The sequence below is a fragment of the Streptomyces sp. NPDC086554 genome (genome assembly GCF_040686095.1).
Lineage (GTDB): Bacteria > Actinomycetota > Actinomycetes > Streptomycetales > Streptomycetaceae > Streptomyces.
This window is the reverse complement of sequence record NZ_JBFBJK010000017.1, coordinates 187,159-202,581: the sequence shown is the minus strand read 5'-3', so window position 1 is coordinate 202,581 and position 15,423 is coordinate 187,159. Positions and strand designations below refer to the sequence as shown.

The 15,423-nt window shown below is 70.6% G+C and carries 12 protein-coding genes; 9 read left to right on the top strand and 3 right to left on the bottom strand.

The annotated features are described in order from the left end of the window. The first annotated feature begins 3 nt into the window (after positions 1–3). Genes AB0O76_RS27250 through fdhD form a run of 3 tightly spaced genes read left to right on the top strand, consistent with a single transcriptional unit; the run spans position 4 to position 3,730 of the window. Positions 4–2,019: an NADH-ubiquinone oxidoreductase-F iron-sulfur binding region domain-containing protein gene (locus AB0O76_RS27250; protein ID WP_365496289.1), complete on the top strand. Its 2,016-nt coding sequence runs from the start codon at positions 4–6 to the stop codon at positions 2,017–2,019. Then, positions 2,016–2,876, top strand: coding sequence for a 2Fe-2S iron-sulfur cluster-binding protein (locus AB0O76_RS27245; protein WP_365496287.1), 861 nt, complete (start codon positions 2,016–2,018; stop codon positions 2,874–2,876). Before AB0O76_RS27250 ends, AB0O76_RS27245 begins: the two co-directional genes overlap by 4 nt. 5 nt (positions 2,877–2,881) lie before the next feature. After that, the gene (gene fdhD / locus AB0O76_RS27240; protein ID WP_266872171.1) at positions 2,882–3,730 is read left to right on the top strand and encodes a formate dehydrogenase accessory sulfurtransferase FdhD; all 849 of its coding nucleotides are present in this window, start codon (positions 2,882–2,884) and stop codon (positions 3,728–3,730) included. An 85-nt stretch (positions 3,731–3,815) separates the two neighbouring features. Here the strand turns inward: fdhD and AB0O76_RS27235 are convergent, their stop codons facing one another. Further along, a complete protein-coding gene (locus tag AB0O76_RS27235; protein ID WP_365496285.1) occupies positions 3,816–3,962 on the bottom strand; it encodes a hypothetical protein in 147 nt (48 codons plus the stop codon). Between the two features lie 210 nt (positions 3,963–4,172). Between AB0O76_RS27235 and AB0O76_RS27230 the strand changes: the two genes are divergently transcribed. Together AB0O76_RS27230 and AB0O76_RS27225 are read left to right on the top strand one after the other, a co-directional pair. Then, positions 4,173–6,071: a sialidase family protein gene (locus AB0O76_RS27230; RefSeq protein ID WP_365496283.1), complete on the top strand. Its 1,899-nt coding sequence runs from the start codon at positions 4,173–4,175 to the stop codon at positions 6,069–6,071. A gap of 10 nt (positions 6,072–6,081) precedes the next feature. Next, positions 6,082–7,338 carry a DUF4185 domain-containing protein gene (locus tag AB0O76_RS27225; protein WP_365496281.1) on the top strand — a complete coding sequence of 419 codons (1,257 nt, stop codon included), beginning with the start codon at positions 6,082–6,084 and terminating at the stop codon, positions 7,336–7,338. On the opposite strand, the gene AB0O76_RS27220 is transcribed toward AB0O76_RS27225, so the two are convergent. Then, positions 7,274–8,287, bottom strand: a complete 1,014-nt coding sequence (locus tag AB0O76_RS27220; protein WP_365496354.1) for a bile acid:sodium symporter family protein — start codon at positions 8,285–8,287, stop codon at positions 7,274–7,276. The two genes, AB0O76_RS27225 and AB0O76_RS27220, sit on opposite strands and share 65 nt — an antisense overlap. Before the next feature lie 154 nt (positions 8,288–8,441). Between AB0O76_RS27220 and AB0O76_RS27215 the strand changes: the two genes are divergently transcribed. Further along, entirely contained in the window at positions 8,442–9,302 is an 861-nt protein-coding gene (locus tag AB0O76_RS27215) for a LysR substrate-binding domain-containing protein (RefSeq protein WP_365496279.1), read from the top strand. Between the two features lie 102 nt (positions 9,303–9,404). On the opposite strand, the gene AB0O76_RS27210 is transcribed toward AB0O76_RS27215, so the two are convergent. Further along, entirely contained in the window at positions 9,405–10,412 is a 1,008-nt protein-coding gene (locus tag AB0O76_RS27210; RefSeq protein ID WP_365496277.1) for an AsnC family transcriptional regulator, read from the bottom strand. A gap of 100 nt (positions 10,413–10,512) precedes the next feature. Here AB0O76_RS27210 and AB0O76_RS27205 point away from each other — a divergent pair, with 100 nt between their 5' ends. The 3 genes from AB0O76_RS27205 (at position 10,513) to AB0O76_RS27195 (ending at position 15,417) form a co-directional block, all read left to right on the top strand. Beyond that, a complete protein-coding gene (locus tag AB0O76_RS27205; RefSeq protein ID WP_365496275.1) occupies positions 10,513–12,006 on the top strand; it encodes an MFS transporter in 1,494 nt (497 codons plus the stop codon). 203 nt (positions 12,007–12,209) lie between these two features. Next, the gene (locus tag AB0O76_RS27200; RefSeq protein WP_365496273.1) at positions 12,210–14,033 is read left to right on the top strand and encodes an AMP-binding protein; all 1,824 of its coding nucleotides are present in this window, start codon (positions 12,210–12,212) and stop codon (positions 14,031–14,033) included. Positions 14,034–14,142: 109 nt separating this feature from the next. Then, positions 14,143–15,417 (top strand): ABC transporter substrate-binding protein, encoded by a 1,275-nt coding sequence (locus AB0O76_RS27195; protein WP_365496271.1) that lies wholly within the window; start codon positions 14,143–14,145, stop codon positions 15,415–15,417. Positions 15,418–15,423 lie beyond the last annotated feature (6 nt).

The window sequence follows — 15,423 nt, the reverse complement described above, 5'->3', positions numbered from 1 at the left end:
CGGATGGATCTGCACTTCGGTGACAGCAAGCCGACGGACGAGGAGCGGGCGGCCGTCGACGCGGTGCTCGGTCCTGCGGAGTCCGCGTGGGAGGGGGCTGATGACCGTAGCGACGCGGATCTGCGGTGGGCGCGGGGCGGTCGTGCGGCTCGGGAGCGGCGGGATGAGCTGTTGCCGGGGTTGCACGCGCTGAACGATCGCGTGGGGTGGGTGAGCGAGGGGGGCCTGGACTACCTCTGCCGGCGGCTGATGGTGCCGCCGGCGGAGGGGTACGGGGTCGCCACGTTCTACTCGATGTTCTCGGTGCGGCCGCGGCCTCGCACTGTCGTGCGGGTCTGTACGGATCTCGCCTGCGGGGGAACTTCGTTGTGCCGGGAGGTGGAGGCGCGGCTCGGCCCGGAGTCCGGGGTGACCGTCGAGCCTTCGCCATGCCTTGGCCTCTGCGAGCGGGCGCCGGCTGCGTTGGTGGTGCGGGCGGGGCCTCCGGCCCACGGGGTGACCGCAGATCACCGGCTCCGCCGAGTTCGTCCTCAAACGCCGGACGGGCTGGATTTTTCAGCCAGTCCGGCGTTTGAGGACGAGCGCGGAGCGCGATCGGGGGTCCGGGGGCGGAGCCCCAGGGACGGTGCGCCCGAGGCGGCGGAGCCGCAGGATTCGGGTAGGGGCGGGAGCGGGGAGAAGACCCACGCCACCGCAACCATCGCCCCAGCCGCACCCGACACTCTCGCCCAAGCCGCCCTCACCCCCGACACCGCCCCCGCAGAGCCCCCCGCCGCCCTCGCCGTCCCCCAAGCCGGACAAGAAGGCCTCGTACTGCTCCGCCGCATAGGCAAGGCCGATCCAGCCTCGCTGGACGACTACCGCTCCCACGGCGGCTACACCGCCCTCCGCCACGCCTTCAGCATCGGCCCCGCCGCAGTCATCCGCGAAGTCACCGACTCCGGCCTCCTCGGACGGGGCGGCGCCGCCTTCCCCACGGGAAGGAAGTGGCAGGCCACGGCGTCCCAGCCGGATCACCCCCACTACCTCGTCTGCAACGCGGACGAGTCCGAGCCCGGCACCTTCAAGGACCGGGTGATCATGGAGGGCGACCCGTACTCGCTCATCGAGGCGATGACCATCGCCGGGTACGCGATCGGCGCCCACCGGGGCTACCTCTACCTCCGCGGCGAATACCCCCGCGCCCTCCACCGGCTCGAGCACGCCATCACCCAGGCCCGCGCACGCGGCCTCCTCGGCGACGACGTCCTCGGCCAGGGGTATGCCTTCGACATCGAGATCCGGCGCGGGGCGGGCGCGTACATCTGTGGCGAGGAAACCGCCCTCTTCAACTCCATTGAGGGATACAGAGGAGAGCCTCGCTCCAAGCCGCCCTTCCCCGTGGAGAAGGGGCTCTTCGGCAAACCCACCGCCGAGAACAACGTCGAGACCCTCGTCAACGTCCTCCCCGTCCTCACCATGGGCGCGCAGGCGTACGCCGCCATAGGGACGGCGAAGTCCACCGGGCCCAAGCTCTTCTGCGTCTCCGGCAGCGTCGAACGGCCCGGCATCTACGAGCTCCCCTTCGGCGCCACCCTCGGCGAGCTCCTGGCCATCGCCGGGAAGCCGGACAACCTCAGGGCGGTCCTCCTGGGAGGCGCGGCCGGCGGCTTCGTACGCCCGGACGAGCTCGACATTCCGCTCACCTTCGAGGGGACGAGGAACGCCGGTACGACCCTCGGGTCGGGCGTCGTGCTCGTCCTGGACGACACCGTTCCGCTCCCCCGCGTCCTGCTCCGCATCGCCGAGTTCTTCCGCGACGAGTCCTGCGGCCAGTGCGTGCCCTGCCGGGTCGGCACCGTCCGCCAGGAGGAGGCCCTGCATCGGATCGTCGAGCGGACGGGGGCCGATGCCGCAGGCGACATCGCGCTCCTGCGCGAGGTGGGGCGGACGATGCGGGACGCCTCCATCTGCGGGCTCGGCCAGACCGCGTGGAACGCCGTGGAATCCGCCATCGACCGCCTGGGGGCGTACAAGTGACCGCCGTACCGCTGGGAATCCCGCGCCGCCTCGTCGAATTCACCCTCGACGGGCAGGACGCCCGCGTGCCGGAGGGGGCGACCCTCCTCGACGCCTGCCGGGCCGCGGGCAAGGACGTGCCGACCCTCTGCGAGGGCGACACCCTCACCCCGAAGAACGCCTGCCGGGTGTGCGTCGTGGAGGTGGAGGGGGCACGGACGCTCGCCCCTGCCTGCTCGCGCAAGGCCGAACCCGGCATGAGCGTGCGCACCGACACCGAACGCACCCGGCACAGCCGCAAGGTCGTCCTCGAACTCCTCGCATCGTCGGTCGACTTGTCGATGACGCCGAAGGTCGCGGCCTTGCTCAAGGAGTACGAGGCGAAGCCCGAACGCTTCGGCCCGGACGCGGCCCGCCTGAACGAGGAACCGAAGGTCGACAACGACCTCTACGTCCGCGACTACGACAAGTGCATCCTCTGCTACAAGTGCGTCGACGCCTGCGGCGAGCAGTGGCAGAACACCTTCGCGATCTCCGTGGCCGGCCGCGGCTTCGACGCCCGGATCGCCGTCGAGCACGACGCGCCGCTGACCGACTCGGCGTGCGTGTACTGCGGGAACTGCATCGAGGTCTGCCCGACGGGCGCCCTGAGCTTCAAGTCGGAGTTCGACATGCGGGCCGCCGGTACGTGGGACGAGGCGGCGCAGACCGAGACGACGACGGTGTGCGCGTACTGCGGAGTCGGCTGCAACCTGACCCTGCACGTACAGGACAATGACATTGTGAAAGTCACCTCTCCGCACGACAATCCGGTGACCCACGGCAACCTCTGCATCAAGGGCCGCTTCGGCTACCAGCACGTACAGAACCGGGACTGATCGACATGGGACGAGTCACGGAGCGCCGCCGCGTCCTCCGCATCCGGGACGGCGCCGTCAGCGAGCGGCCCGACACCCTGGTCGCGGAGGAGCCGCTGGAGATCCGGCTCAACGGGAAGCCGCTTGCCATCACCATGCGCACGCCCGGTGACGACTTCGCGCTGGCGGCGGGTTTCCTGGTGAGCGAGGGGGTGCTCGGCTCGGCGGACGAGCTGCAGTCCATCGTCTACTGCGCGGGGGCGACTGCCGACGGTTCGAACACGTACAACGTGGTCGACGTGAAGACCGCTCCGGGGCTCGTCCTGCCCGACATCACCCTCGAACGCAACGTGTACACCACCTCGTCCTGCGGCCTGTGCGGCAAGGCGAGCCTGGACGCCGTGCGCACCACGGCGCGCTTCCCGATCTCCGACGCTCCCCCGGTCCGGCTCGGGACCGAGCTGCTCGCCGGCCTCCCCGACCGGCTGCGCGCGGCGCAGCGCGTCTTCGACCGGACCGGGGGGCTGCACGCGGCGGCGCTCTTCTCCGAGGAGGGGGAACTCCTCGACATCCGGGAGGACGTGGGCCGGCACAACGCGGTCGACAAGCTCGTCGGGCGGGCCCTGCAGGACGGCCGTCTTCCGCTGTCGCGTGCCGTGCTGCTCGTCTCGGGCCGTGCCTCCTTCGAGCTGGCGCAGAAGGCGGTGATGGCAGGCATTCCGGTGCTCGCGGCCGTCTCCGCGCCCTCCTCCCTGGCCGTCGATCTCGCCGCCGAGACCGGTCTCACCCTGGTCGGCTTCCTGCGCGGCTCCTCCATGAACGTGTACGCGGGCGAGCACCGGATCGCCGTGCGGGCCGCGGCCTCCCAGGGCTGACCGGCGGCTCCCCGCTGCACGGCGGCGGGACCCCGCCCGGCGGGGAGCGCCCCCTGCGCCGGCGGGGTCCCGGCCCCGCTCCCGGCTACCTGCTGTAGTTCTTCCCGATGGGCCTGCCGGGGATCCCCGAACCGGGCAGACGCGACTGGGTGCCGTCCTGCTCCGCCGTTGTGACGGTCGTCGGGTCCGTCGTCGTGTCGGCCGTCGTGTCGGTCGTCGCTTGCGTGACCATGGCGAGGTCTTCCTTCCTGCGTGCCGGACGGTGTCTCACCAGTCCGACCACACAGGCGCTCGGAATGTGAGGCGGGCCCTGACCAGGCGGCGCGCATTCACCCTCCGCATGCTTCTTGTGGGGTGCCGAACGCCCCAAGTAGCGTCTGTGGCGCGCACGTTGGACGTGGGATGTCAGGATGTCCAGTCACCTTGGAGGGTGGGCCGCACCATGCCATCAGGTCTCCGTGTACGCCTCAGATCACTCCGAACGGCCGCGACCGCGTTAACCCTCGTCGCCTTCGGGGCGCTGCTGCCCGCGCCGTCGGCGCAGGCCGCCCCCGACGCCCCCGCGACGGATTTCGAGCAGCAGGTCCTGTTCAAGGCCTCGCAGGACTCCGGGTACGCCTGCTATCGCATCCCCGCCGTCGTGAAGACGGTGAAGGGCACGCTCCTCGCGTTCGCCGAGGGGCGGGTCAACGACTGCAGCGACGCGGGCGACATAGACATCGTCGTCAAGCGGTCGCACGACGGCGGCCGCACCTGGAGTCCGCTCCAGGTCGTCAATGAGGGCGCGGGCGACACCCACGGCAACCCCGCCCCGATCGTCGACCGCAGGACCGGCCGCATCGTCCTGGCGGAGACGTACAACACGGGCCGCACGGACGGGCAGAACTGTGCCGTGCCCTGCGACCGCACCCCCCATCTGCAGTACAGCGACGACGACGGCCGCAGCTGGTCGGCGCCGCGCGACCTGAGCGACCAGATACTGCCCAAGGACTGGAACTCCTGGTACGCGACCGGGCCCGTGCACGGCCTCCAGCTGACCCGCGGCAAGCACGCGGGCCGGCTCGTCTTCACCGCCAACACCGAGACCTGGGACGGCAGTCGGGTCACCGCCAATCACGCGGCGCTGATCGTCAGCGACGACGGCGGCAAGAACTGGAAGATCGGCGCCAAGGACTCGTACCGGATACCTCTCGACGGCACGTTCCGCCAGAAGCCGTCCGAGATGACGATCACGGAACGCCCCGACGGGGCGGTCTACGTCAGCGGGCGCGAGCAGGACGGCACCGATCTCGGGCATCGCACGCACACGGTCAGCCGCGACGGCGGGGACTCCTTCGCCGCGCCGTTCAAGACCATCCCCGACCTCTACACGCCCCAAGTGCAGGGCTCCACGCTCCAGTTCGGCAAGCGGATGCTGCTCGCCTGCCCGGGCGACCCGGACCGCCGCCGCACGATGCAGATCCGCTCCTCGTACGACGGCGGCCGCACCTGGGACAGCGTGGACCGCGGCACGACGGTCACCACGGACTGGTCCGGCTACTCGGACATGGTGCGGGCAGACGGCGGGCACGTGGGTCTGATGTACGAGGGCGGGGCGGTCGACGCCCGCGACGAGATCCGCTTCGCGCGCTTCACCGAGGACTGGCTGCAGCCGCGCCGCGGCCCGGACCCGACGACCGCCGACCGTGCGCCGCACGCGAAGGCCGCCGCCGTGCTCGGCGGGGCGGCGTCGACCGAAGGACGGTTCGGCAGGGCGGTCGCCTTCGACGGCACGGACGACGCCGTCCGACTGCCGTACCGAAGCCAACTCCCGCTCGGCACAAAGGACTTCACCGCATCGCTGTGGTTCCGCTACTCCGCGACCAGCGGTGAGCAGCCGCTGCTCTGGATGGGTGGTGTCGGCACCAATCAGCCCCAGGTGTGGCTGCGCGGCGAGCCCGCGAGCAACCGCGTCACGGGCCTGATCACCACGCGCGACGGGGCCACCCCGCCGAGGTCGGCCTCCGTGCGCACCACGGGCGCGTACAACGACGGGCAGTGGCATCACATCGCGCTGCGTCGGGGCGGCGGTCAGCTGACGCTCTCCATCGACGGTACGCGGATCAGTGCCGCCGATGTGCCGGGCACGGTCACCCGCAACTCGGGGTACGGCTTCCATGTCGGCCAGCGGGTCGACAGCCGCGCCCACTTCGCCGGATCCATCGACGAGGTACGGGTCTACGACCGGGCGCTGAGCGATGCCGAGCTGACGGAACTGGGAACGGACGGGGCTGCGAAGACCCCTGTGACGCGGGACACCGTCGCATGGCTTCCCATGGACCACATCCGCGCGAGCAACTAACGTCCCGCTCGTGCCCGCCGACCGAGCTCCACGCACAGGCTGGGGCGCGCGCAGGACCACGCTGGTCCTGCTGCTCGCCCTGGTCTGCGCGGCCGTGCTGCTCACCGCCCTCCCGGACGACCGGGAGGGCGGTGCGGCATGCGAGGCACGCACCGTCTCGTCGTGGTCCGCCGACGAGGAGACCACGGGCATGTTCGCCCGCTACGGGGACGACACGGCGCGCGCCGACGACTGGACCGGCGGCGACGGCACCCATTCGGTGCGCCTCCCGGACGGGCGCCTGCTGTGGCTCTTCTCCGACACCTTCCTCGGCCAGGTGCACGCGCCGCCCAACCCGGTGGGCCAGCCGCACACCTGGCGGGACACGACCGCGCCGATGGTGCGCAACTCGGCCGTGGTGATGTCCCGCTCGGGCACCCTGCAGCGCACCCTGCCGGCCCCACTCTTCCCCGACCCGGCGCCGAACCAGTGGCGCTGGCCGGTGGCGGCGCAGGTGGAGCCGCGCTCCCCCGGCTCGTCGGACGACGTCGTACGCGTCCTGCTGTGGACCCGCGCCACCGGGACCGGGCCGTGGATCTACGGCGTGCCCACCGGCACCGAGGTCGCCACGCTCTCGCTGCCCGATCTGCGCGTCGAGGGCATCGTCAAGGTCTCCGACCAGCAGTCGGTGCCGGACCCGGACAAGCGCGTGCTCTACGGCACCACCGCGATCGACGACGACGGCTGGACGTATGTGTTCGGCGGCAATGACGGGCAGGCGGCCGCGCGGCCTGCCTCGCACGCGTACGTCGCGCGGGTGCCGCAGGGCAGGCTGGCCGAGCCGGGCGCGTGGCGATACTGGGACGGCAAGGGCTGGACGAAGGACGGGAAGCCCCGGTCGGTGCTGGGTGACGGTGAGCGCAAGGGTGTGGGCAGCGCGTTCACCGTGGTGCGCGTCAAGGGGACGTACGTCCTGTTCACGATGGCCGCGGGCACCGAGGGCCTGACCACCGTGACCTCCTACTGGGCCTGCTCGCCCACCGGTCCTTGGCGCGGCCCCACGAAGAGCTTCGCGCCGCCCCTGCCGAAGGACGGCGCGGCCGAGCAGGACGTGGCCGCGTACAACCCGCAGGCCCATCCGGCGCTCAGCGGGAACGGGCGGCTGCTGCTCAGTTACGACGTCAACTGGCTCGACGCGACGCCCGCGAGCGCGCAGGCGAACGTCAGCCGGAACGTGTCCCTGTACCGACCGCGGTTCGTGTCTCTTCGGCTCGCGACGGCTCGCTGACGAAGTCCTCCAGATCGCGCGAACGCCGCTTGGCGATCACCGCGCAGACCATCAGCTGCATCTGGTGGAAGAGCATCAGGGGCAGCACGGCGAGGGAGGCGTGGGCCCCGAACAGGACGCTCGCCATGGGTAGTCCGGCGGCCAGGGACTTCTTCGACCCGGCGAACTGGATGGCGATCCGGTCCCCGCGGCCGAAGCCTAGCCGCTTGGCCCCGTACCAGGTCAGGGCGAGCATCACGGCGAGCAGCACCGCCTCGACGGCGAGCAGCGCGCCGAGCCGCAGCGGGGTCACCTGGTGCCAGATGCCCTGCACCATGCCCTCGCTGAACGCGGTGTAGACGACGAGCAGGATCGAGCCGCGGTCGACGAGGCCCAGGACCTTCTTGTTCCGGGCGATGAATCCCCCGATCCAGCGGCGCAGGAACTGCCCCGCGAGGAACGGCGCGAGCAACTGGAGCACGATCTTCATCAGCGAGTCCGCGGAGAACCCGGCCCCGCTGTTGCCGAGCAGCGCGGCCGCGAGCAGCGGGGTGAGGACGATGCCGGCGAGCGAGGAGAAGGAGCCCGCGCAGATCGCCGCCGGCACGTTGCCGCGTGCCATGGAGGTGAAGGCGATCGACGACTGGACCGTGGACGGCACGAGCGTCAGGAAGAGGAACCCGCTGTAGAGGGCGGGGGTCAGCACGTACGGGACGAGTCCCTTGGCCGCGAGCCCGAGCAGCGGAAAGGCGACGAACGTACAGGCGAGGACGGTGACATGCAGCCGCCAGTGCTTGAGTCCGTCGAGCGCCTCGCGGGTGGAGAGCCGGGCCCCGTAGAGGAAGAAGAGCAGCGAGACCGCCGCGGTGGAGGCTCCGGATGCGATGTCGGCGCCGGTGCCGCGGGCGGGGATCAGCGCGGCGACGCCCACTGTCCCGAGCAACGCCAGGATGTACGGGTCGATCGGCATCCAGGAGGGCCGGCTCGGGCGTTTCACTTCGCTCCATCGGTTTCGGTTCAGATCGTGCCCTCTTGATGATCCTCCTGATCGTCGCGATCGGGAATCCCGTACACCGCTCTGACTGTCATCACGGATCGCGATAGGCGGGGCTAAACTCGGGAGCATGTACGACCCCGCGCAGCTCCGTACGTTCCTTGCCGTGGCCCAGACGCTGAGCTTCACGCAGGCCGCCCGGCGCCTGAATCTGCGCCAGTCCACGGTCAGCCAGCATGTGCGCCGCCTGGAGGACGCCACCGGGCGCCAGCTCTTCGCCCGCGACACGCACTCCGTGGAGCTGACCGAGGACGGCGAGGCGATGCTGGGATTCGCGCGGCGGATCCTGGAGGTGCATGAGCAGGCGTCGGCGTTCTTCACCGGGACGCGGCTCGGCGGGCGGCTGCGGTTCGGGGCTTCGGAGGACTTCGTCCTGACGCGGCTCACCGACATCCTGGAGTCGTTCCGGCACGACCATCCCGAGGTCGATCTGGAGCTGACGGTCGAGCTGTCAGGCACGCTGCACGAACGCCTCGACGCGGGCAAACTCGACCTCGTCCTCGCCAAGCGGCGCCCGGAGGATCCGCGCGGCGAGCTGGTCTGGCACGACAAACTCGTCTGGATCGGCGCGGAGCGGCTGCGGCTCGACCCGGCTCTTCCGGTGCCGCTGATCGTCTTCCCGCCGCCGGGCATCACACGCGCCCTGGCCCTCGAAGCCCTGGAGCGACGCGGCCGCGCCTGGCGGATCGCCTGCACTAGCGGCAGCCTCAACGGCCTGGTCGCCGCCGCCCGCGCGGGACTCGGCGTGATGGCGCACTCCCACGGACTCATCCCACCGGGCCTGGTCCGCGTCCCGGAGCGCGCGGGCCTCCCCGAGCTGGGCGCGGTCGACTTCGTGCTGCTGCACGGGGAGCGGCGGGCTTCGGCGCAGGGCGCTGCGGCGGCTCTGGCGGCGGCGATTCTGGGCGGCGGGGACAGGCTGCGCCCCTGAACGCTCCGCGGGGAGCGCGGTACTCGTCTGCGGGCGCTTCGTGGCTGGTCGCGCCCGCGCGGCGGAGCCGCATGTGTCACAGTCCCGCGCCCCTTCGGGCGCTCAGCGCGGGAACGGCCGGTACGTGAGCTGCTTGACGCGGCGGATGAAGGGTGCCGTCTCGACGTGCTGGACGCCGTCGAGGTGGCCGAGGCGCCCGCTGAGGTAGCGGTAGAGCGAGGGGATGTCGCGGGCCACGGCGGTCGCCATGATGTTGGACGCCCCCGCCACGGCGCTCGCGTGGGCGATCTCCGCGTGGGTGGCGAGGGTCTTGCCCACCGTGTCCAGGGCCCAGGGAGCCGCGGTGATCCAGAGCATCGACCCGACGTGGAAACCGACCAGGGCGGAGTCGTACTCGATGTCGATGTAGAGCGCGCCGGACGCGAGCAGCGCGGCGAGGCGGCGCTTGACCGCGGACTCCGAGCGTCCGGTGGCCTGTTGGAGCTCGGGGTAGGTCGCGCGGCCGTCCCGTTCGAGCGCGGCGACCAGCGGCTCGTCCTCCGGGTCGATGTGCAATGGCTCTTCCGCGCGATCGGTGCCGGGCCCGGCGGGGCGCAGGGCTGCGGCCTGCTCCTCGCTGAGCGGCCCGTGCTTGATCAGCCAGCCGTTGGGGCCGCCGAAGAAGCGGTGCAGCATCTGCTGGGCACGGATGTCGACGATGTGCGGGGTGCGCGGGAGCTTGCCGAGCAGCAGCTCGTCCTGGTCGCTCCGGCTGCGCGGCCGGGTACAGCAGACGACTTCGGTGCCGCCGGACGTGAGGCCGATCCATGAGGTGTCGGGGCGGCGGGCCAGGGCGGCCGCGATGGCCTCGGCGCCGTCGGGGGCGCAGCGCAGGCGCAGCATCCACTGCTCCTGGCCGAGCCGCTCGTGGTCCCGTACGGCGACGACCCGCAGACCGCCCTCGGAGACCAGCTTGCGGTAGCGGCGGGCGACCGTCTGGTCCGAGACCCCGAGGACGGCCGCGATCCGGCTGAAGGGCGCGCGCCCGTCGATCTCCAGGGCCTGCAGCAACTGGGCGTCGAACGAGTCGGGCACACGAGGTGTGGAGGATTCCCTCGGCCTGATGTCCATCAGTGTCGGTTTCCTTCGGTCTGCCGCTGGTGATGGCCGGGATCGTCCGTCCGCATTCCATCGTACGAGGCACGCAGATCCGTCGTACAAGGAGTTGAGGATGCGTACATGGGGGCCGCTCACAGCGGTGAGCCTGGGGACGTTCATGCTGTTGCTGGACGTGACGATCGTGGTCGTGGCGCTGCCCGACATGGCGCGGGCGCTGAACGCCTCGTTGAGCGATCTGCAATGGGTGATCGACGGCTACGCGCTTGCGCTCGCCGCGCTGCTGCTCGGAGTGGGGGCCGCGGCGGACGTACTGGGGAGGCGGCGGCTCAACGTCGTGGGCACCGCGCTCTTCGCGCTGGCCTCGCTCGGCTGCGGCCTTGCATCGAACGCGGACGTCCTGGTGGCCGCCCGCGCCCTGCAGGGACTCGGCGCCGCCGCGATGTTCGCGACGACGCTGCCGCTCCTCGGCGCCGCGTACCAGGGCCGCGACCGGTCCGTGGCGCTCGGCGTCTGGGGCGCGGTGAGCGGGGCCGCGGCGGCGATGGGGCCGATCGTCGGCGGGCTGCTCACCGAGGGTCCTGGCTGGCGGTGGATCTTCTTCGTGAATCTGCCGGTGAGCGTGGCGTCGATATGGATGACGCTGCGGGTGGTGCCCGAGTCGAAGGGCCAGGCGGGGCGCCGGGTCGACTGGGCGGGTACGGCGACGTTCGCGCTGTTCGCGGGTGCCCTGACGTACGGGGTGGTGCGGGCCGGATCGGAGGGCTGGACGTCGGCGGCCACCACGGTGACCCTGGCCGTCGCGGTGCTCGCACTCGTCGGTTTCGTGGCCGTCGAACGCCGTGTCGCGCACCCGCTGCTCGACCTGAGGCTGCTGCGTACGCCCGCGTTCACGGGCGTACTGCTCGGCGCGATCGGCTACAACGCCGCCGCGTTCGGCCTGATGCCCTATCTCTCGATCTGGCTGCAGACCGTGCTCGGCATGAGCCCGGTGACCGGCAGCCTCGTGATGCTGCCGCTGGCCGCGATGTCGTTCGTGGTGGCCGCGGTCGGCGGGCGGATGCTGCACGGGGTGCCCGCACGGCTGACCATCGGCGTGGGCCTGCTCCTGATCGGCGCCGGCGGGATCGCCCTCGCGGTGCTCGACGCCGGGTCGTCGTGGGGCGCGCTCATCCCGGGGCTCACGGTCGCCGGGGTCGGCACGGGCCTGGTCGCGCCGGGCCTCGCGGGCGCCGCGCTCGCCGCGGTGCCCGCCGCGAACTCGGGGATGGCGGGCGGCGCGGTCAACACGTTCCGCCAGCTCGGGTACGCGCTCGGGGTCGCCGTCTTCGGCACGGTGCTCACCTCGCGCATGCAGGACACGCTCGGCCATGACGCGGCTCACACCCTCGCGGGCGGCGGAGCAGCGGCACTCCGTGGGACCCTCTCCGAGCACACCGTGCGGGCCGCGTTCGCCTCCGGCCTGAACGCGGCGGCGGTCGTCGCGGGCGCCGTCGGTCTGGTCGCCGGAGTACTGGTCCTCGTCATGGTGCGGTCCGCGCGCAAGGCACCGGAGGACGAGATTCCAGTGGCCGAAACCCGCATCCCCGCAGGACGGTCGCAGCAGTAACCGCTGCGTACAGATTCGGTGGAGATTACGCCACCGAAACTTACTCAACCGTAAGTAATCTGTCCCGCCTCTCCCCTTGTGGCCGCATTTCACCGGCTGACCAGCGTGGACGGTACGTACCGACGGGTCGGTCACCCCCTCCCGCCGGGCAGCGCGGTGGGGTACCGTCACCGGCGCTGTGCGGAGCGCCACAAGGAGCATCATTGCGCGAGTTCACGAACCCTCCGATGGCGTCGGCGCCGCTGGTGGGCGGCCTTGCCGACGTCGTGTTCGACCATGCCCTTGAGGATCCGCTCCACGTCGCCCTCGGCATCAAGACCGACGGCGTGTGGCGCGACGTCACATCAGCCGAGTTCCGCGATCAGGTGATGACGCTCGCCAAGGGGCTGCTCGCCCAGGGGGTCCGTTTCGGCGACCGCGTCGCCATCATGTGCCGCACCCGCTACGAGTGGACGCTCTTCGACTACGCGCTGTGGACGGTCGGCGCCCAAGTGGTGCCCATCTATCCGACCTCATCGGCCGAGCAGGTCTTCTGGATGATGCACGACGCGCAGGTGTCGGCCGCCATGGTCGAGCACGAGGACCACGCAATGACGATCGGCTCGGTGATCGACCGGCTGCCGCAGCTGCGCCGGCTGTGGCAGCTGGACGCCGACGCCGTGGGCGAGCTGAGCCGGGCGGGCATCGACATCGACGACGAGGTGGTCAACCGCCACCGGCGCGCGGTCACCCCCGACTCGATCGCCACGATCATCTACACCTCGGGCACCACGGGCCGCCCCAAGGGCTGTCTGATCTCCCACGCGAACTTCATGTTCGAGGCGGACACGGTCATCCAGCGCTGGGAGCCGGTCTTCCACTCCCGGCGCGGCGACGAGGCGACAACGTTGCTCTTCCTGCCACTGGCCCATGTCTTCGGGCGGATGGTGCAGGTCGCGGCGGTCCGCGGCCGGGTCAAGCTGGGCCACCAGCCGAGCCTGAACGCGGCGGCGCTCATCCCCGATCTGGCCGCGTTCCGGCCCTCGTTCATCCTGGCCGTGCCGTACATCTTCGAGAAGGTCTTCAACGCCGCGCGGCGCAAGGCCGAGAAGGGCGGCAAGTCGGGCCCCTTCGACAAAGCCGTGGAGTGCGCCGTGCGGTACGCGGACGCCATGGAGGCCAAGGCCTTCGGCACAGGACCGGGACCTTCGGCGGCCCTGCGCATGCAGCACCAGCTCTTCGACAAGCTCGTCTACTCCAAGGTGCGCGAGGCGATGGGCGGCCGGGTACGGCACGCGATGTCCGGCGGCTCCGGGATGGACCGGCGGCTCGGCCTGTTCTTCGCGGGCGCGGGCGTGACGATCTACGAGGGGTACGGCCTCACCGAGTCGACGGCGGCGGCGACCGCCAACCCGCCCGAGCGCACCCGCTACGGCACGGTCGGCCAGCCCATCCCCGGCACCACCGTGCACATCGCGGACGACGGGGAGGTCTGGCTCAACGGCGGCAATGTCTTCCAGGGGTACCTCAACGACTCCAAGGCCACCGACGCGACGCTGCACGAGGGCTGGCTCGCCACCGGCGACCTGGGCGCGCTCGACGAGGACGGCTACCTCACGATCACCGGGCGCAAGAAGGAGATCCTGGTGACCTCCGGCGGCAAGAGCGTGTCGCCGGGGCAGCTGGAGGAGCGGGTGCGCGACCATCCGCTGGTCGCGCAGTGCATCGTCGTGGGCAACGACCGCCCCTACATCGCGGCGCTCGTCACGCTGGACGGGGAAGCCGTCGAGCACTGGCTGAACATGCGCCGCAAGCCGCCGATGTCCCCCACGGATCTGGTGCGCGATCCGGATCTGGAGACGGAGGTACGGCGGGCCGTCGTGGCCGCCAACACCCTTGTCTCACAGGCCGAGTCGATTCGTACGTTCCGGATACTGGCCCACCAGTTCTCCGAGGAGCACGGGTTGCTCACGCCTTCGCTGAAGTTGAAGCGGAAGGCCATCGAGACCGCATACTCGGCCGAGGTCGAGGCGCTTTACCGCACGTAACAGTCCCTTTGGGGTTTCTGACGGTTCATCAATTACCGACGCGTCAGTTATTGACGGTTCATCAGGTCACGCACAGAATCAGCCCCACTTCGACGGAGGGGGCTCGACCGTGTCGCGATCGATCCGCACCTGTACCCGTACCATCACCGCCACCGTGGCCGCACTGCTGCTCGCCACCGCCTGCAACTCCGCATCGAACAGCAGTGGTTCGAGCGGGGGCGACAAGGCCGGTGGCTCCGCCCGCGGTGTGACCGCCGACTCCATCAAGGTCGGCGGCATCGTCTCCATGACGACCGCGAGCGGCTACAGCAAGAAGGACACCGACCTCGGCGCCAAGGCCCGCTTCGACCGTGCGAACGCCGACGGCGGCGTACACGGACGGAAGATCGACTACCTGGGCGCGGAGGACGACGGCCAGGATCCCGGGAAGAATCTCGCGGCGGCGCGCAAACTCGTCCAGCAGGACAAGGTGTTCGCGATCTCGCCGATGAGTTCGGTCACCTTCTCGGGAGCCGACTTCCTCCAGAAGCAGAAGGTGCCGACGTTCGGCTGGGGCACCATCCCGCCCTTCTGCGGCCCCAGTTACATGTATGGCTTCGGCGGCTGCATGGTGCCGATGCCCGGCGGCACCATCACCCAGAGCTGGCCGGAGGGCCTGAAGAAAGTCACCGGCGGTTCGAAGGGCAAGTCGGTGGCGATCCTCGCGAACGACAACGACGCGGGCACCTTCGCCATCCGCACCTACAAGCAGAGCTTCGCCGCGGCCGGTTACAAGGTGACGTTCGCCAAGTCGACGGTGCCCGCGACATCGGTGCCCAGCGACTGGTCGGCGTACACGAAGGAGATCCTGCGCTCGGACGGCGGCAAGGCGCCCGACGTGGTCGTCTCCGTGATGCAGACGCCGTACAACATCGGCCTGTTCACGGCCGTCAAGCGCTCGGGCTTCAAGGGCGTGATCACCGACCCGACGGACTACGACCCGGGCCTGCTCGCCAAGAGCGCGACGAAGAAGGCGCTCGACGGCGTGCACATCCTGCTCTCCTTCCAGCCGTTCGAGCAGAACACGGCGGACATGAGGCAGTTCAAGACCGACATCAGGAAGGCGGCGGGCAAGGACGTCCCGCTCAACATGCACATGATGACCGGCTATATGTCGGCCGACCTTTTCCTCGCCGTCGCCGAGCAGGCGGGCAAGGATCTGACGGTCTCCTCCTTCCAGAAGGCGGCGAACGGCTTCTCGGACAAAGGCACGATGGTCGGCGACCGCGCCCTGCCCAAGGGGCAGAAGGAGTCGTTCGGCTGCGGCGCACTGGTCCAACTCAAGGGTGGCAAGTACTCGGTGTCCGCGCCCTTCAAGTGCTACGAACCCATCCCCTTCAAGTAGCAAGCG

Coding starts and splice junctions, on each gene's coding strand:
- AB0O76_RS27205 (WP_365496275.1), top strand. CDS start 10,513: ATGCGTACATGGGGGCCGCTCACAGCGGTGAGCCTGGGGACGTTCATG.
- AB0O76_RS27210 (WP_365496277.1), bottom strand. CDS start 10,412: ATGGACATCAGGCCGAGGGAATCCTCCACACCTCGTGTGCCCGACTCG.
- AB0O76_RS27220 (WP_365496354.1), bottom strand. CDS start 8,287: ATGCCGATCGACCCGTACATCCTGGCGTTGCTCGGGACAGTGGGCGTC.
- AB0O76_RS27250 (WP_365496289.1), top strand. CDS start 4: ATGGATCTGCACTTCGGTGACAGCAAGCCGACGGACGAGGAGCGGGCG.
- AB0O76_RS27235 (WP_365496285.1), bottom strand. CDS start 3,962: ATGGTCACGCAAGCGACGACCGACACGACGGCCGACACGACGACGGAC.
- AB0O76_RS27230 (WP_365496283.1), top strand. CDS start 4,173: ATGCCATCAGGTCTCCGTGTACGCCTCAGATCACTCCGAACGGCCGCG.
- AB0O76_RS27215 (WP_365496279.1), top strand. CDS start 8,442: ATGTACGACCCCGCGCAGCTCCGTACGTTCCTTGCCGTGGCCCAGACG.
- fdhD (WP_266872171.1), top strand. CDS start 2,882: ATGGGACGAGTCACGGAGCGCCGCCGCGTCCTCCGCATCCGGGACGGC.